General features: G+C 62.0%; 24 protein-coding genes. 14 read left to right on the forward strand and 10 right to left on the reverse strand.

Features of this window, described 5'->3' with window-relative positions; genetic code table 11:
- The first annotated feature begins 183 nt into the window (after nucleotides 1-183).
- The 5 genes from ACFWEM_RS27165 (at nucleotide 184) to ACFWEM_RS27185 (ending at nucleotide 3,557) form a co-directional block, all read left to right on the forward strand.
- Nucleotides 184-1,371: an anion permease gene (locus ACFWEM_RS27165; RefSeq protein WP_378538866.1), complete on the forward strand. Its 1,188-nt coding sequence runs from the start codon at nucleotides 184-186 to the stop codon at nucleotides 1,369-1,371.
- Nucleotides 1,372-1,385: 14 nt separating this feature from the next.
- Complete coding sequence (locus tag ACFWEM_RS27170; protein ID WP_378538867.1) at nucleotides 1,386-1,667, forward strand: hypothetical protein; 282 nt, start codon at nucleotides 1,386-1,388, stop codon at nucleotides 1,665-1,667.
- Nucleotides 1,668-1,701: 34 nt separating this feature from the next.
- On the forward strand, nucleotides 1,702-2,028 hold the full coding sequence (locus ACFWEM_RS27175) for a DUF3349 domain-containing protein (protein ID WP_020908123.1): 327 nt from the start codon (nucleotides 1,702-1,704) through the stop codon (nucleotides 2,026-2,028).
- Between the two features lie 11 nt (nucleotides 2,029-2,039).
- Nucleotides 2,040-2,378: a DUF3349 domain-containing protein gene (locus ACFWEM_RS27180; protein ID WP_378538868.1), complete on the forward strand. Its 339-nt coding sequence runs from the start codon at nucleotides 2,040-2,042 to the stop codon at nucleotides 2,376-2,378.
- Between the two features lie 150 nt (nucleotides 2,379-2,528).
- On the forward strand, nucleotides 2,529-3,557 hold the full coding sequence (locus ACFWEM_RS27185; protein ID WP_378538869.1) for an alpha/beta hydrolase: 1,029 nt from the start codon (nucleotides 2,529-2,531) through the stop codon (nucleotides 3,555-3,557).
- Nucleotides 3,558-3,629: 72 nt separating this feature from the next.
- On the opposite strand, the gene ACFWEM_RS27190 is transcribed toward ACFWEM_RS27185, so the two are convergent.
- Entirely contained in the window at nucleotides 3,630-4,022 is a 393-nt protein-coding gene (locus tag ACFWEM_RS27190) for a VOC family protein (protein ID WP_378538870.1), read from the reverse strand.
- Between the two features lie 56 nt (nucleotides 4,023-4,078).
- On the opposite strand from ACFWEM_RS27190, the gene ACFWEM_RS27195 reads away from it, so the two are divergent.
- Complete coding sequence (locus ACFWEM_RS27195) at nucleotides 4,079-4,858, forward strand: helix-turn-helix domain-containing protein (protein WP_378538871.1); 780 nt, start codon at nucleotides 4,079-4,081, stop codon at nucleotides 4,856-4,858.
- A 2-nt stretch (nucleotides 4,859-4,860) separates the two neighbouring features.
- On the forward strand, nucleotides 4,861-5,211 hold the full coding sequence (locus ACFWEM_RS27200) for an inorganic pyrophosphatase (RefSeq protein ID WP_378538872.1): 351 nt from the start codon (nucleotides 4,861-4,863) through the stop codon (nucleotides 5,209-5,211).
- On the opposite strand, the gene ACFWEM_RS27205 is transcribed toward ACFWEM_RS27200, so the two are convergent.
- The 3 genes from ACFWEM_RS27205 to ACFWEM_RS27215 are packed head-to-tail and all read right to left on the reverse strand — an operon-like array spanning nucleotide 5,204 to nucleotide 8,122.
- Nucleotides 5,204-6,313, reverse strand: coding sequence for an LLM class flavin-dependent oxidoreductase (locus ACFWEM_RS27205; protein WP_378538873.1), 1,110 nt, complete (start codon nucleotides 6,311-6,313; stop codon nucleotides 5,204-5,206). The genes ACFWEM_RS27200 and ACFWEM_RS27205 overlap by 8 nt on opposite strands.
- Nucleotides 6,313-7,158 carry a hydroxyethylthiazole kinase gene (gene thiM / locus ACFWEM_RS27210; RefSeq protein ID WP_378538874.1) on the reverse strand — a complete coding sequence of 282 codons (846 nt, stop codon included), beginning with the start codon at nucleotides 7,156-7,158 and terminating at the stop codon, nucleotides 6,313-6,315. The genes ACFWEM_RS27205 and thiM overlap by 1 nt, the downstream gene beginning before the upstream one ends.
- 43 nt (nucleotides 7,159-7,201) lie before the next feature.
- Nucleotides 7,202-8,122, reverse strand: a complete 921-nt coding sequence (locus ACFWEM_RS27215; protein WP_378538875.1) for a sulfurtransferase — start codon at nucleotides 8,120-8,122, stop codon at nucleotides 7,202-7,204.
- Nucleotides 8,123-8,250: 128 nt separating this feature from the next.
- Between ACFWEM_RS27215 and ACFWEM_RS27220 the strand changes: the two genes are divergently transcribed.
- The 6 genes from ACFWEM_RS27220 to ACFWEM_RS27245 all read left to right on the forward strand — a co-directional run bounded on the left by ACFWEM_RS27220 (nucleotide 8,251) and on the right by ACFWEM_RS27245 (nucleotide 13,433).
- Nucleotides 8,251-8,937: a GntR family transcriptional regulator gene (locus tag ACFWEM_RS27220; RefSeq protein WP_378538876.1), complete on the forward strand. Its 687-nt coding sequence runs from the start codon at nucleotides 8,251-8,253 to the stop codon at nucleotides 8,935-8,937.
- A gap of 179 nt (nucleotides 8,938-9,116) precedes the next feature.
- A complete protein-coding gene (locus ACFWEM_RS27225; protein ID WP_378538877.1) occupies nucleotides 9,117-10,280 on the forward strand; it encodes an ABC transporter substrate-binding protein in 1,164 nt (387 codons plus the stop codon).
- Between the two features lie 19 nt (nucleotides 10,281-10,299).
- Nucleotides 10,300-11,334 carry a FecCD family ABC transporter permease gene (locus tag ACFWEM_RS27230; RefSeq protein WP_378538878.1) on the forward strand — a complete coding sequence of 345 codons (1,035 nt, stop codon included), beginning with the start codon at nucleotides 10,300-10,302 and terminating at the stop codon, nucleotides 11,332-11,334.
- Nucleotides 11,327-12,118 carry an ABC transporter ATP-binding protein gene (locus tag ACFWEM_RS27235; protein WP_378538879.1) on the forward strand — a complete coding sequence of 264 codons (792 nt, stop codon included), beginning with the start codon at nucleotides 11,327-11,329 and terminating at the stop codon, nucleotides 12,116-12,118. The genes ACFWEM_RS27230 and ACFWEM_RS27235 overlap by 8 nt, the downstream gene beginning before the upstream one ends.
- The gene (locus tag ACFWEM_RS27240) at nucleotides 12,115-12,762 is read left to right on the forward strand and encodes a hypothetical protein (RefSeq protein ID WP_378538880.1); all 648 of its coding nucleotides are present in this window, start codon (nucleotides 12,115-12,117) and stop codon (nucleotides 12,760-12,762) included. The genes ACFWEM_RS27235 and ACFWEM_RS27240 overlap by 4 nt, the downstream gene beginning before the upstream one ends.
- Entirely contained in the window at nucleotides 12,759-13,433 is a 675-nt protein-coding gene (locus ACFWEM_RS27245) for a hypothetical protein (protein ID WP_378538881.1), read from the forward strand. The genes ACFWEM_RS27240 and ACFWEM_RS27245 overlap by 4 nt, the downstream gene beginning before the upstream one ends.
- Before the next feature lie 9 nt (nucleotides 13,434-13,442).
- Here the strand turns inward: ACFWEM_RS27245 and ACFWEM_RS27250 are convergent, their stop codons facing one another.
- The 4 genes from ACFWEM_RS27250 to ACFWEM_RS27265 all read right to left on the reverse strand — a co-directional run bounded on the left by ACFWEM_RS27250 (nucleotide 13,443) and on the right by ACFWEM_RS27265 (nucleotide 17,220).
- A complete protein-coding gene (locus tag ACFWEM_RS27250; RefSeq protein ID WP_378538882.1) occupies nucleotides 13,443-13,961 on the reverse strand; it encodes a hypothetical protein in 519 nt (172 codons plus the stop codon).
- Between the two features lie 18 nt (nucleotides 13,962-13,979).
- Entirely contained in the window at nucleotides 13,980-15,008 is a 1,029-nt protein-coding gene (locus ACFWEM_RS27255) for a cupin domain-containing protein (RefSeq protein ID WP_378538883.1), read from the reverse strand.
- Between the two features lie 74 nt (nucleotides 15,009-15,082).
- The gene (locus ACFWEM_RS27260; RefSeq protein ID WP_378538884.1) at nucleotides 15,083-15,904 is read right to left on the reverse strand and encodes an alpha/beta fold hydrolase; all 822 of its coding nucleotides are present in this window, start codon (nucleotides 15,902-15,904) and stop codon (nucleotides 15,083-15,085) included.
- 188 nt (nucleotides 15,905-16,092) lie between these two features.
- Nucleotides 16,093-17,220 carry an NDMA-dependent alcohol dehydrogenase gene (locus tag ACFWEM_RS27265; protein ID WP_095969992.1) on the reverse strand — a complete coding sequence of 376 codons (1,128 nt, stop codon included), beginning with the start codon at nucleotides 17,218-17,220 and terminating at the stop codon, nucleotides 16,093-16,095.
- A 166-nt stretch (nucleotides 17,221-17,386) separates the two neighbouring features.
- Here ACFWEM_RS27265 and ACFWEM_RS27270 point away from each other — a divergent pair, with 166 nt between their 5' ends.
- Nucleotides 17,387-18,247 (forward strand): spermidine synthase, encoded by an 861-nt coding sequence (locus ACFWEM_RS27270; RefSeq protein ID WP_378538885.1) that lies wholly within the window; start codon nucleotides 17,387-17,389, stop codon nucleotides 18,245-18,247.
- Nucleotides 18,248-18,256: 9 nt separating this feature from the next.
- On the opposite strand, the gene ACFWEM_RS27275 is transcribed toward ACFWEM_RS27270, so the two are convergent.
- On the reverse strand, nucleotides 18,257-21,271 hold the full coding sequence (locus ACFWEM_RS27275; RefSeq protein WP_378538886.1) for a bifunctional [glutamine synthetase] adenylyltransferase/[glutamine synthetase]-adenylyl-L-tyrosine phosphorylase: 3,015 nt from the start codon (nucleotides 21,269-21,271) through the stop codon (nucleotides 18,257-18,259).
- The gene (locus ACFWEM_RS27280; protein ID WP_003941637.1) at nucleotides 21,268-22,608 is read right to left on the reverse strand and encodes a glutamine synthetase family protein; all 1,341 of its coding nucleotides are present in this window, start codon (nucleotides 22,606-22,608) and stop codon (nucleotides 21,268-21,270) included. The genes ACFWEM_RS27275 and ACFWEM_RS27280 overlap by 4 nt, the downstream gene beginning before the upstream one ends.
- Nucleotides 22,609-22,680: the final 72 nt, after the last annotated feature.

The following is a 22,680-nucleotide window of genomic DNA, read 5'->3' on the forward strand; positions in this document are numbered from 1 at the left end:
TTGGCGTATGCCTCCAGAAACTCCACGACCATGCACGCGAATGAATTTTCTCTACCCCAGGAGTTTCAAAACGGACAATTATCCGGACGAAGATGAACAACAAGTGCCGAGTGGTGGAAATGTCGCGGAACGACCCCATCTCAGGTCGATTTGCGGCCCGCCGATGTTGGAACATGACTTCTCGTGAATGCGGAACTCATCGTTCTCCTCGTCGTCGTCGTAACCGCTCTGGGGTTCGACTTCACCAACGGTTTTCATGACACTGGCAACGCTATGGCCACGTCGATTGCAACCGGAGCCCTCAAGCCCAAGGTGGCAGTCGCTCTGTCTGCTTCCTTGAACCTGGTCGGAGCTTTCCTCTCGGTAGAGGTTGCTGCCACCGTGGCCAAGGGCGTGGTGAACCTCGGAAATGTGGGTGGCCAAGCGCTGCTCACCATCGTCTTCGCCGGCCTTGTCGGCGGCATCATCTGGAACCTGGCAACGTGGTTGCTCGGTATCCCCTCGAGTTCCTCGCATGCGCTGTTCGGCGGTCTGATCGGCGCCGCCATCGCATCTCTCGGAATGAGCGGTGTCGCCTGGAGCGGCGTCCTCAGCAAGGTTGTCATCCCCGCAGTTCTCGCCCCCGTCGTAGCCGGCTTGGTTGCCGCGGCCGGAACCTGGCTCATCTACCGCATCACCTCCAACGTCGGTGAGGAAACCAAGGACAAAGGTTTCCGACTCGGCCAGATCGGTTCGGCTTCGCTCGTTTCCCTCGCCCACGGCACCAACGATGCTCAGAAGACCATGGGCGTCATCTTCCTCGCCCTAGTCGCCCACGGAACCATTTCCGCCGACGCGGACATGCCGTTCTGGGTCAAGCTCACCTGCGCGCTCGCGATCGCTGCCGGAACCTACCTCGGTGGTTGGCGAGTTATCCGCACACTAGGCAAGGGACTTGTCGAGATCGCTGCACCGCAGGGAATGGCAGCCGAAGCGTCCTCTGCTGCAATCATTCTCACGTCCAGCCACCTAGGTCTTCCTCTCTCCACCACCCATGTGGCGACGGGTTCCATCATGGGAACCGGTCTGGGACGCAAGGGCGCCGAAGTTCGTTGGGGCGTCGCCGGACGTATGGCGGTCGCCTGGTTGATCACTCTCCCGTCCGCTGCGATCGTCGGCGCTCTGTGCTGGGGACTGGCCGACATCGTCGGCGGCCTACCCGGTGTCCTGGTCGTCTTCGCCGTGCTCATCGCGTTGGCCGGCTGGATGTACGTGCGCTCCCGCAAGGAACCCATCGATCCGAGCAATGTCAACGCCGAATGGGACGGTGGCCTGGTACCCGCAGAGGTCCCCGGTCCGGACGCCCGCGTCACCACCGACGTCAAAGCCTGAAAGAGGGAATCGACATGGATATCTTGAAAAACACCGTCGACTCGCTCTGGCAGGTCGTACTAGTCGGCCTCTTGCTGGGCGCCGGACTCCCGGCGATCTTCGCGATCGGCCTGAAATCCCTCGACGCCGGGCAACGTGGCAGTGGGGGCGGGAGCACTGCAGTCACGGCTCGCAGTCCGTTGGCCGTGGCAGGCGCAGTGGTGTGCTTCGCGGTAGTGCTCATCGCGATCGTCACCGGAATCCTCTTCATCATGCAGGGCTTCCTCAGCCACACATTCGGCATCGAGATCTTCTGATCCCGTGCGACCTCACGAGCGGAAAGACATCACCGTGACTGCACCGACTCCATCCCTTCCTCAATCCATTCTGGAATGGCTTCGCGCCGGCTACCCCGAAGGCATACCGCCCAAGGACCGCATTCCGCTGGTCGCATTGCTACGACGCAAGCTCTCGGACGCGCAAATTCGAGACATTGCCATCGGCGCTGCACTCGCAGAACTGAGCGACGTCAACAGCGACCAGGTGATCTCGAGCGACGAGATCAGCGCTCAGATCGCAGATCTGACGAGCCAGACGCCCTCGGACGAGGACATCGCGCGCGTTGCCTCGGTCCTGGCTGCCGCCGGGTGGCCACTCGCTGATCTCGACAACGACTGAAGCTCGCTCCGTTGAGCCTTCCACCACTTCTGGCTTCGATACTCGGCTGGCTGCGTGCCGGGTATCCGAACGGTGTGCCGGAGCAGGACTACGTCCCATTGATGGCCCTGCTCCGGCGGCAGTTGTCCGACGCAGAGATCGCCGTTCTTGCCGACGATCTCGTCGCCGAGTTTCCGGTCCCTGTCGATCCGATCGACTTTCCGATTCCGGTCGATCCGATCGACATCGGCGTCCTCATCACCAAAGTCACCGACGACATGCCGCACGAATCGGATGTCGCTCGGGTACGGGAACATCTGATTCGAGGAGGTTGGAAAATCGACGCTCAACCTCCGGTAGACGACTCCTGACGGCACTTCGTAAATCGGACCAGTTTGATAACGAACCGATAACGGAGCCGTCGGGGCCAATACTGACCACTTAGTGTCATCAGGAATTCCGTGCCTCGGGGGGCTCGGTCGGATTTCGGTGTGCAAGCACCTTTGGGGCGGGAGTGATTTATGCACGAGGTACGCAGGGATCTTGCAAACAACCGAGATTCTTCGAAGAAGCGAATTTCGAAACGAATCAGGCGTCGGATCCTCGGCCTCGCAGCGACAGCACTCGCGCTCCCCCTGACCGCAGGCCTGATCAGCGGATCAGTAGCAAGCGCGGCACCTGCTCGGACCGCCCCGGCCGGTGGTTACGAGGACGTATTCGTCGACTCCTCGATGGGCCCGATCAAGGTTCAGATCCAGTGGGCTTCGCGCGGCGGCAACGCGGCTCTCTACCTTCTCGACGGTTTGCGTGCACGCGACGACCGAAACGCATGGAGTTTCGAGACCAACGCTCTCGAGCAGTATCGCGGCGACAACGTCACCCTGGTCATGCCGGTCGGCGGGCAGTCCAGCTTTTACTCCGACTGGTATGCGAACAGCAATTTGAATCGCCAACCGGTCACGTACAAATGGGAAACCTTCCTCACCCAGGAACTTCCCGCCTATCTGGAATCGCGCGGAGTCTCCCGAACCAACAACGGTGTGCTCGGATTGTCCATGGGTGGCAGCGCGGCACTGACGCTCGCCGCCTATCACCGCGATCAGTTCAAGTTCGCCGGATCGCTCTCGGGATACCTCAACATCTCGGCTCCAGGCATGCGTGAAGCAATCCGCGTGGCCATGGTCAGCGCAGGGTCCTTCAATGTCGATGCCATGTGGGGACCGCCATGGAACCCCGCTTGGCTCCGCAACGACCCCTTCGTGTTTGCACCCGATCTGGCTGGGCTCTCGCTGTACATCTCCGCCGCGAGCGGCCTGCCCGGGCAGTTCGATCAACCGCGTCGGCCCGTCGACTTCGTGAATACCGGTAGTGCCATCGGGCTCGAGGCCCTTGCCTTGATGAACTCACGGGCATTCCAACTGCGCATGAACTCCCTGGGAATTCCGGCAACATACAGCTTCCCGGCCAACGGCACTCATTCGTGGCCGTACTGGGGTGCAGAACTGTGGAAGGCCCGAGGCCAGATCCTCGACACCCTGAACGCTTGGTGAACTGACAACTACTCGATCACCGACAACCGCAGGCCTCGACCGATATTCGGTCGAGGCCTGCGTCGTTCGAAATCAGAGCGCGGCAAAGAGATCCACCGTATTGCCGTCGGGATCGAGAAGAACGGCGTAACGCTGCCCCCACACGGCATCGAACGGCGCCTTGTGTCCTGGGAAGTCGGCTGCGATGCGCTGATACGCCTCGTCGACGGCAGCGGGGGTGCCGAAATCGAACGCCAACGCGACAGGGTGTCGCCCCTCCCCGACAGCAAAGTCAGGATCGAAGCTTGCGATGGTGGACAGCGCGTCCCACGCCAGCCGAAGCCCACTGTCGAACGTGAACTCCACATGGGGAGCATCCGCGGGTGTTTCCGGAATGTCGAGCCCGAGGGTTCGGTAGAACGCGAGGGAACGAGCGAGATCGTTGGTGACGATTCCGACGAGATCGAGTCTCGGAGAGACGGACACGGTATTTCTCCTGTTTCGGGTCGAGAAGTGATCGGCGAGTGTGTGACGATGATCTGATGACCGGCACTGACACCTTCCCTCGTGACGGTAGTCGGACGGCAGCGTCGAGTCTTGAACAAAACGGCCACACCTATGTCGAGAATCGGATCACCGGTTCGACCGACCTCTTCAGCTGCACGTGGAAGAGCACTACCGAATCCGATACGTCCACGCAGGCAAAGCGCATTCTTCCCGATCTCTGCGCCGACTTCATCGTCGACAGCGACGGAAGGTCGTGGCTCGTCGGACCGGCCACCGGTGCCGATCTGGTTTCGGTCGCCGCCGGTACGACGATGTGGGGCATCCGCATCAAACCACCCGCTCTGCGGAGCCTGCTCGGCGCCGCGGCCGACGCGGTGCAGGATTCGAAGATCGCCTTCGACGACATCCTGACTTCCCGACAAGCTCGGGTGCTTGCCGACGCCCTTCGCCACGAGGCAGTCGACGCCAATCTGCTGGACCAGCTGTGGCGGGGACTGGAACCGGACTACGGAATCGAACGAGGCTATTGCGCGCTCATCGCCTCACCTACGACCCCGGTCCGCGAGATCGCCGCAGACCTCGGTGTTTCCGAACGTCATTTTCGACGCTCGATCACGTCGTCGGTCGGGCTGTCCCCCAAGCTGATTCAGAAGGTACAACGCATGCAGAATGCACTAGCTCTCAGCCGCAGCGCAGATCTCACGTTGTCCTCGCTGGCCTGCCGCGCCGGATACGCCGACCAAGCCCACCTCGCGCGCGATACGCGAGCGCTGGCCGGTCTGACGCCGACTCAGCTACTGCGCGAGCACCGGTAGGGATGAACGAAGATCTGTTCTCGGCCCTCGATCACCTGGCTGCCACGTCGACCGTCGTGATCGAACGGCCCCGCGGGTCGGCACACCCGCGGTACCCTACGGCGATCTATCCGCTCGATTACGGCTATCTCGACGGCACGGTCAGCGCGGACGGCGACGGGATCGATCTGTTCCGAGGCTCGGCCGTCGGAACCGGCGTTGTTGCCGTGGCTGTTATTGCCGACATCGTCAAGAAGGACGTGGAAGTCAAAATCCTTCTCGAATGCACTGCGGATGAAATTGACACTGCTGCAGCATTTCTCCGTGACACGTTAGGTCTCGGTGCCACGATCCTGCAACGCGCTGTCAGCTGAGTTCGTCGAATCGCGGAACAAGATACTCCGCAACCCACTTCGCTTCCTCGATCAGCGGCCAGCCCGCCAGAATCAGTGCAGTCAAACCGGTTCGGCTGCGAAGCGTGCGCACCGAGTCCGTGATCGAATCCGGATCACCGACGTAGTACACCGCCGACGACCCGGTGCCGAAGATGTCGAGCGGCGACCACGCCGTGATACCCGCGTACAGACCGTCACCGACGTACAACTCCTCCGGTTCCGGAAGTCGGCCGGCTGCAATCTTGTCCGCCCAGCCCTGTCGCTGTGCGTCGCGAGCAGTGAAAGTTTTGAGGTCCTGTTTCCCCTGAGTACGACGACGCACTGCGTTGTCCAAGACATGGGCGATCTGCTCGACGCCTGTTTTCTCGAACAAGGAGCGGAACCGGTCGTGCGCCTGCGCCTTGGTGGAGCGAACGATCACTCCGGTGAGCGCACCGAAGTCGGTGAATTCGCGTCCGGCGGCCTCCGCCGCCACCCGTGCGGCAGAGAACTTGTCCTCGATGAACGAAGTTTCGCGCAGCATCGCCAAGTAGGTATCGAGAACCTTGCCTGAATTCGCCAGGCCTGCAGGCGAATCACCGGTACCCCACAGCGGAACCTGATGCCCTACGGGCGCATCGATACGCAGCGGCGTGTTGGGAAAGTTCGACTCGGTCCCTTCGGAGTAGATGCGGCGGAAGTCTGCCCAGTACTGCTCCCCCAACTCGTAACGCTCGTCGTGGGGCACGTTCATGTCGTACTTGGTCAGGATGTTCTCGCGTCCGTTGACCGAGTTGATCAACAGTCGGCCACCGCTGAAGGCGTCGAAGGTCAATGCCTTCTCCGCCAGCAGGCGCGCCGGAGTCATGTTCGCGTAGACAGCGACGAGGAACTTCATGCGCGTGGTGTGCGCTGCGGCCCAGGTCGCCGAGATGAACGGATCGTTCGGCCAGGTGGCAACCAGAGCACCTTCGAATCCGCCGTCGTCGATGGTCTTCGCGAGCTCGATCTGCCTGGCCCCGTCCACGGGATACAGTCCGCCAGGGCTCCACGGGTAGTCCCCGTCGGCCTGGGTGAGATACCAAAATGTCTTGACGCCCATCAGTTCTGCACTCCAGCCGGCAGGTCGAACGATTCGATTCGGGCACGTGAGCGGATGGTGTCCGCATTCACGGTGTAGAGCGCATCGAGGTATGCGACTGCAAAAGACCCTGGGCCTGAGGCATTCTCCTCGGCGATCTCCGATGCCACGGCAACATGCGTGTGCGCAGCAACCAATCCGTCCAGCGCGGTCGGCGTCACGGCGAGGTAGGCGGCGACAAGTCCGCCCAGAGAGCAACCGGTACTGGTCACGCGCGGCAACAGTGCGCTGCCACCGGAGACTCGGATGCCCCGGGTGTCACCGCCCGCATCACGTCCGACGATGTAGTCGACCGGTCCTGATGCCGACACTGCGTCGGCATGCTTCAGAAGAGACAGTGCGGCCGGCACGGCATCGACGGAGTCCGAGGCACTGTCGACGCCGCGAGTGTCGCCACCGAGTCCGGCAAGCGCGATGATCTCCGACGCGTTCCCTCGGATGGCGTTGGGGTGAAAGCGCAGCAGGTCCACAGCGATACCGCTCCGCCAGGGCAGTCCGCCTACACCGACGGGATCCAAAACCCATGGCGTACCGGCAGTTCGGGCCGCTTCTGCGGCTATCAGGAAGGCTTCGGCAGTCCCGTCGTCCGGCGTTCCGAGGTTGACCAGAACTCCCCCGGCGACGGCAGCGAACCCACCCGCTTCGTGGACATTGTCGATGTGAGCATTGCTTGCGCCGGCAGCGAGCAGGACGTTGGTCAAGAAGTTTGCCGAAACGATGTTCGTCAGCGATTGAACGAGCGGTACCTGATCGCGGAGTGCGTCGATCGCCGACGCGACGGTTTCGACAGAGACAGTGTCAGACATGAGAATTCCTTCAGGACGGGAAGTAATTGGGGACTGCGGCGATTCAGGACCGCGGACATCGAACATCCGCAATCGCGCCACCGGGCTCACTGCCGACAACCATCGACAGGGTCGGATCTGCAGTCCATTCCTCCAACGAGCCGTCGTAGACTTTGACATCCTCGTGGCCGCTTCGAATCAGTGCAAGTGCGGTCAAGCACGCCGAAACTCCACCGCCGCAATAGATCACGACTTGCTCGGTGACGGCTGGCAGAACGTCGGCCGATCTCGACAAAACTTCGTCCACCGGAAGCATCCGGGCGTCGGCGTCGAGAAGGCTCTTCGCGGACAGATTCACACTTGACGGAATATGTCCGCGTCGCGAGTATCGCGTCTTCTCCGTTCCCTCGTACTGCTCAGCTGCCAGGGCGCACACCAGCGTTCCGGCTTCTTCTCCGGAGGACAGTGAGGCAACCCGCGGTAGATCGACCCACAGTCCGAGATCCGTCACGCTCCAACGCGCCGACGCCGACGTGTGGGTTACGTCGTCGCCGCTCACGAGAGCAAAGCCGAGTCGCGTCCAGTCGGCGAGGCCACCGTCGAGGACTCTTGCTTCGATGCCGGCGTTGCGAAACACCCACCAGAGCCGTGATGCCCAGGTGGTCGATCCCTGGTCGTAGATCACGATTGCCGCACCCGGCTCGATACCGCTCGATTGAAGATCGGTAACCAACTGCTCCGGTGACGGACGCGTGAAATGCAGCGCCGCTTCCCTATCGGAGAAGACGTCCATGAGGTCGACGTGCCGGGAACCCGGGATGTGCGTGGAGACCCAGCCGTCGTAGCCGGATTCAGGTCGGTAGTCGCCATCGAATCGTGCGGGAGGAAAATGAACCGTCGCGTCGAGCACAGAAACGCCTCCCTCACGCAGCATCGCGTCGAGTTCAGCGGCACCCACCAGCGGCGACGCGGTCTCTCCAGCCACTTCGGACCCTCTCCCTCGGAAACGAACAATCACGAACCTAAATGAGTACTAGCGTATACGCAAGTACTCACTCGTCGTCGATGGCATAATCGAACGCGCTCTACTTGCATGCACAGGAATGGGGACACATGGATCTCGACGCCGATACGAGCACCACCGATCTACTGGTGCCGGAGGCTGCGCTCGGGCGGTCCGATCAGACCTCGCGGCAGTACCTGCGCCTGCGTGCCGACATCCTGGCCGGCAAGTTCCCCCAGGGCGCTCCGCTGCACGAGACTCAATTGTGCGAATCGTACGGCGCATCCCGCACCCCGATCCGTGAGGCACTCAACTGGCTCGCACACGACGGCCTACTCGAACGAGCCGCCCGCGGTTTTCGGGTCCGCTCCGGCACGCCCGAAGACGTCATCGAGATCTACGCGGCGCGGGTAGCCCTCGAATCGGAAGCCGCCGGCGCGGCCGCACTCCGTCACAGCGATCTCGACCTTGCCCGCCTGGACGGATTGCACGAGTTCTGCTGCACTGCAACAGAAGGCACCGAGGTTCGGTCCGGGAACTTCAAGTTCCACGAAGCCCTCTGGCAGGCCGCCCACAATTCCACGATCACCTCACTGCTGATCCGCCTCACCACCCAATTGCGAATCTACGACAGCGGACCGCCGTCGAACTACGGCGAACCGGACCTGCTCAATTCGGAGCATCAAGAGATCCTGAACGCCATCCGCGCGAGGGACGAGTCATCCGCACGTGGACAGATGCGCAACCATCTCGAGCGCAGCCGCGACCAGCGGATAAGGATGTTCGCCGGCCGCTGACCTCAGACAGTCGAGCCCGCACGACTCCCCACAATGGAAGTCGTGCGGGCTTTCGCATGTCGCCCAAAACACGCATTAGGGTAGTCAAGCCTTAGTAAACGTATGCTAGCCTAACTGAATCTAGGAATTGATTTCAGTTTTCGGTATCCATCACCGTGACAATACTTTTCGGAGAAAGCATGCGTGCGTTGCAGAACTCGTCCCCACTCGGAAGCGCCTTGACGCGCCGCCAACTGATCAGATCGATGGGCGTGGCAGCGGCCGCGCTCGGCGCTTTCGGTGCCACGGCGTGCTCGAACCGAACCCCGGTCGACTCGGCATCCGAGACCGAGGGCACGTCCAGTCCGTTCACGGTCGTCGACCAGTACCAGAACACCATCACCTTCGACACTCCGGTCGGAAGAATCGCGTCGGCCATCATCCCGGTGCCGTCGATGATCGCGGGCTCCGATCAATCGATATCACGCAACGTCGGTGTCAATTCGAGCGCCATCTCACTTGCCAAGAACGGCATGCTCGCTACGATGTTCCCCGAATTCCTCAATACACCAGTAGTTTCCGGACCCGACTTCGTTCCGAACGTCGAACAGATACTGTCGTTGAACCCCGATGTCGTCATCCAGTGGGGCGACAAGGGCGACGACATCGTTGCTCCGCTACGCAACGCCGGACTGAAGGTCATCCTGCTCAAATACGGAACGCAAGAGGACCTCGAAGCCTGGATCAACATCTTCGGCGATCTGCTCGACAAGAAGGAAGAAGCGCGGGCGATCCTCGCCTCGATGTCGAACGACCGCAAGACCGTCGAATCGATTGCGACAGCGAACTCGGCCAAGGCTCCGCGCGCGATGTACTTCTACAGCACCCCCGAAACCAAAGTTTCCGCCGACAACACGTACATGGACTTCTGGATCACCCTTGCCGGAGGAAAGAACGTCGCCCGAGGCGCAGGTAAGGGAACAAGCGTCGCCGTCACCAAAGAGCAGATTCTGACCTGGGATCCGGAAGTACTGGTACTCGGCAACTTCGATGCCGCGACTCCTCAGGACGTCTACGACGACCCCAACTGGGCATCGTTGACCGCAGTGAAGAACAAGCGGGTATACAAGGCTCCGATCGGCGGATTCTCGTGGGACCCGCCGTGCAACGAATCCAATCTGATGTGGCTGTGGGTAGCGCAGATCTTCTACCCCGACTCCAGTCTGGATCTCGACCTCCGCAGTCGCATTCGCGCCACGTATTCCGCGTTGTACGCCTACACGGTCACCGATATCGAGATCGATCGTATTCTGCACCTCGAAGCCAACTCGGTGAGCGACGGTTATGACGCGTTCCGCTCTTGAGGGCACGCTGCCCGCACAAATGCCGCGAAAAGAACGCAATCACAAGGCTTTTCTTGTTCCCATCGTCCTGACCGTCGGGATTCTTGTCGTCGGGCTTTGCGCATTGGCGCTGGGCCGGTACACGATCCCGGTCAACGAGGTAGCTCGAATCCTCATCGATCGCGTCATTCCGCTCGAGCAAACGTGGACCGACGTCGAGGCTCAAGTTGTTCTCGGCGTGCGATTTCCTAGATTGCTCCTCGGAATGCTCGTCGGAGGGGGCCTCGCGCTCGGCGGATCCGCCCTACAAGCTGTGTTCCGAAACCCTTTGGTCAGTCCCCAGGTGCTCGGTGTCTCTTCCGGTGCTTCGTTCGGTGGGGTACTGGTTCTCATGCTAGGCCTCGGTTCCACGTTTCTTGTCGGTGGAGCATTCCTGTTCGGTATCGCGGCGCTTCTCATGGTCTCCGCAATCGGCAAAACGCGTTCCGGAAGTTCAATTCTCATGATCGTCCTGGGCGGGGTGGTCACCAGCGCGTTCTTCTCCGCACTGGTTTCACTGATCACCTATCTGGCCGACCCGTACAGCACTTTGCCCTCGATCGTCTTCTGGCTCATGGGTTCTCTCGCCACAGCCGATATGGGAAAAGTAGTGATCGCCGCAATTCCCATCCTTCTCGGAAGCGCCGTCATTTTGGGTCTGCGGTGGCGAGTAAACATACTCTCCCTCGGCGACGACGACGCTGCCTCCTTGGGCGTCAAACCCCACCGTCTACGCATGCTGCTGCTGGTCATGGTTGCGTTCATGACCGCGGGAGCAGTAGCCGTCTCCGGCGTGATCGGATGGGTCGGCCTGGTCGTACCGCATCTTGCCCGGCTGTGGGTGGGGCCGGACCATCGCATCTCGATGCCGACGACGTTTGTTCTCGGCGCTGCCTACCTGACGGTGATCGACACGCTTTCGCGCACTATCAGTCCAGGTGAGATCCCGCTGGGGATTCTCACGGCCATCATCGGTGCACCGGTATTTGTCGTCCTCCTCCGCAAGTCGAGCAGACAGGGGTTCGTTAATGCTTGAACTCCAGGACCTCGGATTCCGATTTCCTCAGCGAGACTGGGTGTTCCGCCACACCGATCTCACCATCGCCTCGGGTTCGATCACCTCGATCCTCGGACCGAACGGTAAGGGCAAGACGACGCTCCTTCGATGCATCGCCGGATTGACGCGCCCCGAGGAGGGTCGCGTTCTGCGCGACCCAAACATCGGATACGTGCCTCAAGCAAGCCCGTCAACCTTCGCCTACTCAGTCTTCGACATGGTTCTGATGGGACGCGCAAAGAAGGTCTCTACCTTCGGAACACCCAGCAAATCGGACCTCGTGTTCACTCGCCGAGTCCTCGAGAGGGTGGGAATCGAACACCTGGCTTCCGCGAGGTTAACCGAACTGTCCGGAGGTCAGCGCCAATTGGTACTCATCGCCCGTGCGCTCGCCACGGACTGCACGTTCATGATTCTCGACGAGCCCGTCTCGGCGCTGGACCTGAGAAATCAGGCACAGGTTCTCGGACTTCTCCGTGAGCTCGCGGCCGAGGGCATGGGAATCCTGCTGACCACACACCATCCCGAGCATGCGCTGCACCTCGGCGGAGACGCCGTGATCATGTACGGCCCGGACGAAATCGTACGCGGCGAGGTGACGGAACTGGTGACAGGAAAGAACTTGACCCGTCTCTACGGTATCGACGTTGCCACAGAGGTTGTCCTCGACCGCGACTCCCCACGCACCGTGGTCTACACCCGCTACGACAATTTTGCGAAAGTCATCAATGACTCACACCTCGAAGGAAGCTCACTGGCATGACTACCGAAAGTGACACGGTCACAGACCCAGTCACCACCCCTGTACTTCACTTGGTGATGGGTTCCAATGCCGGCATGGCCGGCGGTACCGACACCACCGCGATCATCGCCGATGTCGATGTCTACTCACTCGACTCACTGAACCTCTCGCGTGTCCGAGGACTGATCGTGAACGGCAATTGTGATCAGATCTACCTCGAACGTCGACGCGAGATTCTCACGGACTTCGTCGCCAATGGCGGCCGCATCGCTGTGATGGGTCATCCGCTCACCGATTTCCTGCCGGACCTCGGTCAGTGGCGCAAACTCCAGTATTCGGGACCGAAGGACCTTGCCATCTCCGCCGGAAGCCCCCACCCCGTGTGGGAGGGTGTCGATCCCGTCGATCTCAGTTTCCGGCGCGAGGTGTCCGGCTTCTACGGCCGCGGGTACAGCCAGAACCTGCCGGACACGGCAATAGTCACCAACTACATCGGCAGAGCCGGTCTCCCGGTCGACTACGTCTACCGCCTCGGCCGCGGCGAAGTGCTGGTCCATGGCGGTATCGATCTCAGTGTCTACCAGTATGATCCCAACACTTCGTCACGCGTCTTCCCCCAGCTACTCGCCTGGCTTGCCCAAGGCGACGGAACGGATCTCCGATGACCACACTCGAAGCCTTCAACCGCACCGATCGCGCTCCCCTCTCGACTCGCGGGCTCGCGATCGTGCACGGCGGATCGCATTTTCACCTGCAGACCATCAAGGATCCAGCGGTGGTCGCCTACCAACCGGACTTCCACTACCTCCCCGACCTAGGGCCGGGTGATCTCGACGAGGTGCAGACGCTGATTCTCTCCGACCGTCTGCATCCCGAGTTGCTCCGCGCGCATGCCGACGAGTTCCTGAGCGTGGCAGATCGCGGTGGGACCCTCGTCGTCCTCGGTGAAAATGCCGCCCACACTTGGCTTCCCGGTGTGACGTGGACCCCTCGCCCGACTAACTTCTGGTGGTGGCGAACCGGAGAAGATCCAATGATCCGCACTCGCAGCCACGATCACACATCATGGAAGTACCTGACCACAAAATCCGTGATCTGGCACCACCACGGGCTTCTGCACACCGACTCCGACGTCGTTCCCCTGTTGGTCTCGGAGGAGAGCGACGACAACGGCAACCCGCACGACGCCGGAATGATGCTCTTCGAAGACACCACCTCGACCGCAGGCCGGATCATCGCGACGACGCTCGATCCGACCTATCACCACGGAAATAACTTCATGCCCGGGTCGACGCGTTTCCTCTACGCACTACTGCGATGGGTGGACCACACCTGAGCATGCCGGTCAGACCGAGAGCGTGTCCTCGACGTCGTACACGCTCTCGGCCGGGCTCGACATCACTCGGTCCGCCATCTCCTGCTTGAGCACTGTCAGCCGCGCCTCGTCTTCGACCGTCCGGTCACCTTTGCGGGCGAGAGTGATGAACTCTTCGACGACAAATCCCTCCCGAACAGTCAGCGTGACGCTCGCGCCGCGGTAGTCGACCCGAAATACATACAGTGCGAGTGCATTTCCACGTTCAGGTCTGGCCAGGGAACTGTCGACGGTGTACCTCCCTTCTGTCACCGCGCGCGTGACCAACTCGAACGCATCGCGCACTCCTGGTCCGCCGTGTGCGGTGGTGACGACCAGCTCGCGACGCTCGACGGAGCCTTCCCCACCGAACACACCGAGAGCGCGCTCGAGAACCTTGTAGGCATGCGCCACGCCGCCCGGGGCCTGCGGACCGTGATAGCGGAGGGCATCCTCGTACGTGAAGTCGAGCGTCGTCCCGTGATCGGTCACGGTGAGCGTGCTGGTCATGATGGGCGTCCTTGCCGGTCAGTCCTGGTCGATCGGATTGTTCCGCGAGACGATGAGCGGATCGATCGGGGTGAAAGGAAATTGCGGCAGATCGCGTTCCGGAACGCCGAAGGAGGCCGAGAGAACGCTGCGTGAGAACGCGGAAGCCGTTGCACGGTAGCCTATGTCGCCCGGCGTCGGCTGGTCGAAGAAGATGAGGAAGTTGATTTCCTCGTCGCCTAGAACCTCGATGTGGTGGGGATAGGCACGCGGAACGAAATACACCTGACCGGGCGCCAGTAGGTAGGTGTCGAGTGACCCGTCGGGATCGAGAACCGTCATCCGTCCATGACCACGATGCACGTATCCCATCTCGGCAGTGACGGGATGCCAGTGTGGCTCACGCATCCCACTCTCGCGAATAGTCAACGAGTACATCGAAAGATCCTCCAGCGCCGCCCAATACTGCTTGCGCGCCACCTTCGCCTGTCCGTACGCATAGGCGAGAGGGGCGATCTGGCCTTCGAGATCGAAGAGATGCACGTTGGGAAGGCCGGCGGTATCGGGAACGACGGCGGGGCCGTCCCGCCGAACTATCTGGGATGCATCGGCTCTACCGAAGACATCGAAGGCTGATGCGGCGAGATCGTACGTGTTGCCGAGCACCGCGTTCGACATTGCGCTGACGCTACTCTGCAACGAAAAGTGCTGCGGCAGAGAACTACGCAGGGCAGCGATGATCTCCGCCTCCCCCTCGCCGACATTCTCGATGTGATAAATCGCGCCGGATTCGACGTGATACATCTGCCCCGCTCGCACCACGAAACTTGCGAACTCGTCGGCATTGCCCAACATCGAGACAAGGACAGTTCCGCTCGTGACGTAGGCGATCTGGTTCGCGTTGACGTTCCATTGTGGTTCGCGGATCGCGCCGGGGCCGAGAACAATTCGTTTGATCGACAGACCGGACAGGATCGGCAACGAACTCGTGTCGAGCTGCGAGATCGAGCCGAGTTCGTTCTCGAAGACGCTGGGACCATGGCGAAGCGAAGCAACGTGTGTGGTCATGGCAATTTGATCCTTCCGACTGTGGTCCTTCCGACTCCGCTCCTTCCGACTCCGGTCCTTCCGCCTCGCTGACGTCAGTCCTCGATGAAGGCGAGAATGTCCTGGTCGAGGGTCTCCTGATACGAGCCGTAGATCCCATGCGGTGCACCCGGATATACCTTCAGCGTGCCGTTCTTCACCAGCTTGATTGCTTTCTCCGCCGCCGCGCCGATCGGCACGATCTGATCGTCGTCCCCCTGAGCGATGAAGATCGGAACGTCGATGGATTCGAGATCGGCAGTCTGGTCAGTCTCCGAAAATGCCTTGACGCAGTCGTAGGCCGCGGCGAGGTTAACCAACATCCCTTGTCGCCAGAAGTCGTCCTTCGCTCCCTGCGAGACATCGGAGCCTTCGCGGTTCGCGCCGTAAAAGCTCTCGCTGAGGTCCTTGTAGAACTGCGATCGGTCCCCAAGCACGCCCTTGCGGATTCCGTCGAACACCTCGATCGGTGTGCCTTCGGGGTTGCTGTCCGACTGGACCATGATCGGTGGAACGGCGCCGGCAGTGACCACCTTGGCGACGCGCCCTTTGCCGTGCTGCGCCGCGTAACGGACCACTTCTCCGCCGCCGGTCGAATGGCCAACCAGGATCAGGTCTTTCAGGTCGAGGGTGTCGATCAGCTCAGCCAGGTCCTTGGCATAGGTATCCATGTCGTTGCCGGTGTACGTCTTCGAGGAGCGACCGTGTCCTCGACGATCGTGGGCAATTGTCCGGTAGCCTGCGTCGGCGAACAGCTTCATCTCGACCTGCCATGCGTCGGAACTCAGCGGCCACCCGTGACTCAGGACGATCGGCCGGCCGGTGCCGTGCTCGGTGTAATAGATCTCGGTTCCGTCGGAGGTGGTGATGTAGGGCATGTTCTGCTCTTCTCTGTCGAGTCGTGGACTGAGGCCCGGACACGCTGCCCGACTTCCTCACCCTGCGAGTGCCCACTACGGGCGCGATCGACGCATCGATCGACAGAAATGTGCGTGGGGGCAGAAGGCTCCGGCCCGACACCACGAAGCGTGGTGCCGGGCCGGAGCCTTCAGGCAAAGGGAAACGATCAGTAATCGTCCTCCGTGTAGACGATCATGCCGCGCAGGTTCTTTCCCTCCAGCATGTCGGCGTAACCCTCGTTGATCTCCTCGAGCTTGTAGGTCTTGGTCACCAACTCGTCGAGTTTGAGTGCGCCGCTTCGGTAGTGATCGAGCAACTTGGGAATCTGGGACCGTGGCCCGACCCCGCCGAAGATGGCTCCCTGCAAACGCTTCTGCAGAAGGGTCAGCTCGAAGAGACTGAGCGTCACCTGCGAATCCGCGTAATGCCCCATTCCGACGACAACAACCTGGCCACCCTTGCCCGTCGCACTGAGCGCGGGCTGAATGATGTCGCCGTGAATCTCGCCCACGGTGATCACGGTGACGTCGGCCATCTTGCCCCAGGTGATCTCGCCGATCACCGGTAGCGCTTCCTCGAGTGAGGCAAACGTATGTGTGGCGCCGAATTCCTTTGCCTTGTCGCGTTTGAACTCGACGGGATCGATCGCGATCACAAATCGTGCTCCGGCGGACGCCGCACCCTGCACCGAGTTGATTCCGACGCCGCCGACGCCGACGACCACCACCGTGTCGCCGACCTTGGCTCCACCGATCGCGGTGGCCGATCCCCAGCCGGTGGCGACACCGCAGCCGAGCAAGGCCGCCTTGTCGAGCGGGATGTCCTTCTCGATCTTGATCACCGACGCCTCGTTGACGGTCACGTACGGCGAGAATGTTCCGAGCAGGCACATCTGGATGACCGGCTCGTCGTTAAGGGTGACGCGGTACGTCTTGTCGGAGATCGCCTGCCCGGTCAACAGGCCGGCTCCCTCGTCGCAGATGTTCTGTAGACCCTTCGCGCAAGACGGACAACGTCCACACGCCGGGATGAAGGCGAGAACCACGTGGTCGCCTTCTTCGACGCTCGTGACACCCGGGCCGACCTTCGTCACCACTCCGGCGCCTTCGTGGCCGCCCAAGGCCGGGAAGAAGGGCAACGGGCTGGCGCCCGTGCGCAAATGTTCGTCCGAATGGCACAGTCCCGATGCGGCGAGTCGGACCTGTACCTCACCCGAGACCGGGTCGCCCAGCTCGACCTCTTCGATCTCCCATGCCTGACCTGGCGCCTTGACTACCGCTGCCTTGACCTTCACCTGCACTCCTCGAAATTCTTCGTGATGCACGGACGACGAAAGAACGCGCCGGCATTTGTGTCACCGATCACACTCCAGGTACGAGTGTGCCTGAAGTAGCTCGAGAATACTGCCGGTCTGTGCGCCTTTTTGGTAGTGGGCGCTAGCAAAAAGGCGCACGGCTAACATGGACACAGTGGCCAAGGGAACTCGCAAGACCAGAACTCGCAGCAGTGCTCCCGAGCGAGGCGAGTCCGGTCCCGTCGCCGGCACTTTCCCCATCGATACCGGGACGTGCGAGCTTGTCCGCGATCAGTACTCCGACGACAGTTGGATCATCCAGATCAACGGAGTGCCCAGTTCCCACGTGAACGTCGCGGATCCCACGGTGCTCGATTTCGAATACATGCGGTGGATCGCGCATCTGGTCGATTCCGAACGTGACAAGGCCGAGCGTCTGCGGGTCCTGCATCTCGGCGGCGGTGCCTGCTCCATGGCCAGGTACTTCGCCGCCACTTACCCCGACGCACGACAAGTGGTGGTCGAAATCGACGGCGCTCTGGCAGAACTCGTGCGCGATTGGTTCGACCTTCCGCGCGCACCACTGCTGCGCATTCGCGTCGGCGAGGCCCGCGCCGTCACGGAAACTCTCACCGAGTCCACCCGCGACATCGTGATACGAGATGTCTTCGCCGGCAGCACAACTCCGACTCCGCTGACGACGGCTCAATTCACCACCCACGTACGACGCATACTTGCCCCGGGCGGTATCTACATCGTCAACTGCGGCGACACCCCGGATCTGCAGGGCGCTCGGACCGAGGCCGCGACCATCGGCGCACAGTTCGAACACATGGCGATCATTGCTGATCCCGCAATGCTCAAGGGTCGCCGCTACGGCAACATGATCATCGCGGGCAGCGACGCACCGATCGGCGGGCAACCAGCGCTCGCGCGCGAGCTCCTCGGCGGCGGCGTTCCCGCCCACGTGTGGCAGGACGCCGAAGTGCGTAAGTTCGCCGCGAACGCGTCGATCCGGCAGGACTGAGCGAGAGCGCTACTCGCCGCCGAACACCCTCTCCACCACAGCTTTTGCTCGACGCGTGATGCGCAGATAATTGTCGAGGAACTCCCCTGCGTCGTCGCCGTATCCGGCGACCTGCGCCACGGCCGCGAGGACGCGTCCGGGACCGGGAAGCTGATCGGTCGGCTTACCGCGGACCAGAACGAGGCAGTTGCGTGCCTTCGTTGCGGTGATCCAGGCGTCACGTAGCAGTTCGACGTCGCCTTCGCTGAGCAGTTCCGCGGCGCCGATGGCGTCGAGAGTCTCCAGCGTCGACGTGTTGTGCAGCGTCTCGATCTGGTCGGCGTGCCGCAGCTGCAGCAACTGCACAGTCCACTCGATGTCGGCCAGACCGCCGCGACCCAGTTTGGTGTGCGTTGCCGGATCGGCTCCGCGAGGAAGCCTTTCGGAATCGACGCGCGCCTTGATGCGCCGGATCTCGCGCACCGCCGCGTCACTGACGCCGCCTTCGGGGTAGCGGGTCTTGTCGATCATGTGCAGGAACCGCAGTCCCAATTCAGGATCACCGGCCACCGGGTGCGCACGAAGGAGTGCTTGAATCTCCCACGCCTGAGCCCACTTCGCGTAGTACGCGTCGTAAGACTCCAGGGTTCGTACCATCGGTCCGTTGCGACCTTCCGGGCGCAGCCCGGTGTCGACCTCGAGTGGTGGATCTGTACTCGGAGCCCCGAGAAGCTTGCGCACCTTGTCGGCAATGCTGTTGGCCCACTTGACCGCAACGGTCTCGTCGACGCCCTCGCGGGGTTCGCACACGAACAGAACGTCCGCATCGGATCCGTAGCCGAGTTCCCCGCCGCCCAATCGGCCCATGCCGATGACGGAGAAACTGGCGGGAGCCTCGGTCCCGAGTTCGGTGACGCTGGCCTTGATCACAGCGGAGAGCGACGCGTTGAGCACCGCAGCCCAGACCGAGGACAGCGCCTTACAGACCGCGGGAACATCGAGCATGCCGAGGATGTCGGCCGAAGCGATGCGGGCAAGTTCGTGTCGGCGCAGCGAGCGGGCCGCGGCAACAGCGCGATTCGGATCACTGTGTCGACCGGAGGCGGTGAGGATCCCGCGAGCGACATCCTCTGGCTTCGGCTCGACCAGGCGCGGTCCACTCGGTGAATCCGCGAACAAGCGGATCACGTCGGGAGCCTTGATGAGCAGGTCGGGTAGGTACGCGGACGAGCCCAGCACGGTCATCAGACGCTCGGCGACCGCAGCCTCGTCACGGAGCAGGCGCAGGAACCACGTCTGGTCGACGAGCGCATCCGAGAGCCTGCGGTAGGCGAGCAGACCGGCGTCGGGATCAGGTGTGTCCGCGAGGGATTCGAGCAGCGTCGGCAGCAGGAGCGCTTGAATCCGACCCTTGCGCGAAGCGCCACTGGTCAGTGCGGTCAGATGTCCGAGTGCATGCTCGGGCGCCGTGTAACCGAGAGCGGCCAACTGCCTCACCGCGGCTTCGGGCCCCAGGACCAGCGCTTCCTTGTCCATCCGCGCTACCGATTCGAGAAGCGGGCGGTAGAACAATTTGGCATGCAGGCGGCGAATACGATGCGAATTCCGCTTGATCTCGGCGCGCAGGACTCCGAGGGAATCCAGCCGACCGTCGGGTCGCATGTGTGCGGCGCGCGCCAACCAGCGCAGCGCTTCCTCGTCGTCCGGCGGCGGCAGAGTGTGCGTGCGCTTGAGCTTCTGCAACTGCAGACGGTGCTCGAGCAGACGCAGGAATTCGTACGACGCGGTCAGGTTCGCGGCGTCGTCGCGGCCGACGTATCCACCCGCGGCCAAGGCGGTCAGTGCATCGACAGTGCTCTGCACGTGCAACGAACTGTCGGCCCGTCCGTGCACCAATTGCAGGAGCTGGACGGCAAATTCGACGTCGCGCAGGCTTCCGCGGCCGAGTTTGAGTTCACGCTCACGTAGTTCGGGGGGAACCATTTCCTCGACGCGTCGACGCATGGCTTGAACTTCGGGGACGAAGTCCTCGCGCTCGGAGGCGATCCACACCATCGGGCTCATCGCCTCGGAGTACTGGCGGCCCAACTCCATGTCGCCCGTCATCGGACGAGCCTTGAGCAGCGCTTGGAACTCCCAGGTCTTGGCCCAACGCTTGTAGTACGTGATGTGGGATTCGAGCGAGCGAACCAGTTCTCCGCGCTTACCTTCGGGACGCAGCGCAGCGTCGACCTCGAAGAATGCGGAGGTTCCGATACGCATCATCTCACCGGCAACGCGGCTTGCCGTCGCGTCGGCCGGTTCGGCGACGAACACGACGTCGACGTCGGAGACGTAGTTCAGCTCGCGCGCTCCACATTTGCCCATGGCGATCACTGCGAGCCGGATCGGACAACTACCCTCAGGGCACACCGTTGCAATGGCTACCGCGAGTGCAGCGGTCAGCGCAGCGTCAGCCAGGTCGGAAAGCTGATGCCCCACAGTCTGATACGGCACCACCGGTTCGTTCTCGACGGTCGCTGCAAGATCAGCCGCGGCCAGAAGCATCAGCTGATCCTTGTAGCTCTTACGCAGAGCCACAACAGCTTCCGGTCCGGTCACGGAGGCACGGTAGGTTAATGAGCCTTCGGTGGCGCCTTCGTCGAGCGTGGCACCCACGGCCTCGAGCAAGGCCGCAGTCGCCTCGTCCTTGGTCGGCAGAGCGGTGCCGTCGAGCAGTTTCCAACCGATCGGATCCGCCGCCAGGTGATCGCCGAATGCCGACGACGCACCCACCAGCGCGAACAAACGGCCGCGCAGGCTCTTGTCCTTGCGCAATGCCTGATCGAGTTCACGCCACCCGTCGCCGAGCCCGTCCTTGATCCGCACAAGAGTGCGCAGAGCTAGATCGGCGTTCGCGGCACGCGAAAGCGACCACAAGAGTTCGATGCTCTCGGCGTCGACCCAACCGAGCTGACGCAACTCGTCGGCGGCGGTGGGCTCGACCAGCCCGAGACGACCCGGTCCTGGAACTGCTGATCTCGCAGCGGGCGGTTTCACCGTCACAGACCGAGGTAGGTCTTGAGCTCGAACGGCGTCACGTGGCTGCGGTATTCCTCCCACTCACGACGCTTGTTGCGCAGGAAGAAATCGAAGACGTGCTCGCCGAGTGCTTCGGCCACCAGTTCCGACTTCTCCATCTCGCGCAGAGCGCTGTCCAAGTTGCTCGGCAGTTCCTTGTAACCCATGGCGCGACGCTCGGCGGAGGTCAACGACCACACGTCGTCTTCTGCCTCGGGCGGCAAGGTGTAGCCCTTCTCGATGCCGCGAAGACCGGCAGCAAGCAGGACCGCGAAGGTCAGATACGGGTTGCAAGCCGAGTCTGGGCTACGGATCTCGACGCGGCGCGAGGACGCCTTGTTGGGCGTGTACATCGGGACGCGGATGAGAGCCGATCGGTTGGACGGGCCCCACGACGCGGCGGTGGGAGCCTCTCCCCCGTGAACGAGCCGCTTGTACGAGTTGACCCACTGGTTCGTGACCGCACTGATCTCGTTGGCGTGCTCGAGGATGCCGGCGATGAATGCCTTGCCGGTCTCGGAGAGCTGCATCGGATCGTCAGGATTGTGAAAGGCGTTGGTATCGCCTTCGAACAAGCTCATGTGGGTGTGCATCGCGGAGCCGGCCTGATCACTGAACGGCTTGGGCATGAAACTCGCCCGCACGCCTTCACCGATCGCGACCTCCTTCACGACGTACCGGAACGTCATGACGTTGTCGGCCATCGAGAGTGCGTCGGCGTAGCGCAGATCGATCTCCTGCTGCCCCGGCGCGGCCTCGTGGTGGCTGAACTCGACCGAGATGCCCATCGACTCGAGTGCGTCGATGGCATGGCGGCGGAAGTTCGGAGCCGAATCGTGGACGGCCTGATCGAAGTATCCACCCGAGTCGGCCGGGATCGGCGGGGTGCCGTCGATCGGACCGTTTTCCAGCAGGAAGAACTCGATTTCCGGGTGAACGTAGCAGCTGAAGCCCAAATCGCTGGCCTTGCTCAACTGGCGACGCAGGACGTGGCGCGGATCTGCCCACGACGGTGAACCGTCGGGCATCGTGATGTCACAGAACATGCGCGCGGAATGCTGCGCACCGTCCTTGTGGGCCCACGGCAGGATCTGGAATGTCGAAGCGTCGGGTCGGGCGACGGTGTCGGCTTCGGAGACTCGCGAGAATCCCTCGATGGCGGAACCGTCGAATCCGATTCCCTCCTCGAAGGCACCTTCGAGTTCGGCGGGGGCGATCGCCACCGATTTGAGGTACCCGAGAACATCGGTGAACCACAAGCGGACAAACCGAATGTCGCGCTCTTCCAGGGTACGAAGCACGAATTCTTTTTGGCGATCCATGCACGCGAGACTAAGCAAGCCACGTTAAATCTGTGTTACATCAGTGGTCCCGGTTAACAGAGTGATTGGTCA

Origin of the sequence: Rhodococcus sp. NPDC060176, from assembly GCF_042728675.1 — a bacterium.
GTDB lineage: Bacteria > Actinomycetota > Actinomycetes > Mycobacteriales > Mycobacteriaceae > Rhodococcus_F.

Excerpts from the sequence above, each read along its gene's own strand:
- ACFWEM_RS27170 (WP_378538867.1), top strand. The coding sequence starts at position 1,386 with ATGGATATCTTGAAAAACACCGTCGACTCGCTCTGGCAGGTCGTACTA.
- ACFWEM_RS27185 (WP_378538869.1), top strand. The coding sequence starts at position 2,529 with ATGCACGAGGTACGCAGGGATCTTGCAAACAACCGAGATTCTTCGAAG.
- ACFWEM_RS27195 (WP_378538871.1), top strand. The coding sequence starts at position 4,079 with ATGACCGGCACTGACACCTTCCCTCGTGACGGTAGTCGGACGGCAGCG.
- ACFWEM_RS27200 (WP_378538872.1), top strand. The coding sequence starts at position 4,861 with ATGAACGAAGATCTGTTCTCGGCCCTCGATCACCTGGCTGCCACGTCG.
- ACFWEM_RS27205 (WP_378538873.1), bottom strand. The coding sequence starts at position 6,313 with ATGGGCGTCAAGACATTTTGGTATCTCACCCAGGCCGACGGGGACTAC.
- thiM (WP_378538874.1), bottom strand. The coding sequence starts at position 7,158 with ATGTCTGACACTGTCTCTGTCGAAACCGTCGCGTCGGCGATCGACGCA.
- ACFWEM_RS27220 (WP_378538876.1), top strand. The coding sequence starts at position 8,251 with ATGGATCTCGACGCCGATACGAGCACCACCGATCTACTGGTGCCGGAG.
- ACFWEM_RS27225 (WP_378538877.1), top strand. The coding sequence starts at position 9,117 with ATGCGTGCGTTGCAGAACTCGTCCCCACTCGGAAGCGCCTTGACGCGC.
- ACFWEM_RS27230 (WP_378538878.1), top strand. The coding sequence starts at position 10,300 with ATGCCGCGAAAAGAACGCAATCACAAGGCTTTTCTTGTTCCCATCGTC.
- ACFWEM_RS27235 (WP_378538879.1), top strand. The coding sequence starts at position 11,327 with ATGCTTGAACTCCAGGACCTCGGATTCCGATTTCCTCAGCGAGACTGG.
- ACFWEM_RS27240 (WP_378538880.1), top strand. The coding sequence starts at position 12,115 with ATGACTACCGAAAGTGACACGGTCACAGACCCAGTCACCACCCCTGTA.
- ACFWEM_RS27245 (WP_378538881.1), top strand. The coding sequence starts at position 12,759 with ATGACCACACTCGAAGCCTTCAACCGCACCGATCGCGCTCCCCTCTCG.
- ACFWEM_RS27250 (WP_378538882.1), bottom strand. The coding sequence starts at position 13,961 with ATGACCAGCACGCTCACCGTGACCGATCACGGGACGACGCTCGACTTC.
- ACFWEM_RS27255 (WP_378538883.1), bottom strand. The coding sequence starts at position 15,008 with ATGACCACACACGTTGCTTCGCTTCGCCATGGTCCCAGCGTCTTCGAG.
- ACFWEM_RS27260 (WP_378538884.1), bottom strand. The coding sequence starts at position 15,904 with ATGCCCTACATCACCACCTCCGACGGAACCGAGATCTATTACACCGAG.
- ACFWEM_RS27270 (WP_378538885.1), top strand. The coding sequence starts at position 17,387 with ATGGACACAGTGGCCAAGGGAACTCGCAAGACCAGAACTCGCAGCAGT.
- ACFWEM_RS27280 (WP_003941637.1), bottom strand. The coding sequence starts at position 22,608 with ATGGATCGCCAAAAAGAATTCGTGCTTCGTACCCTGGAAGAGCGCGAC.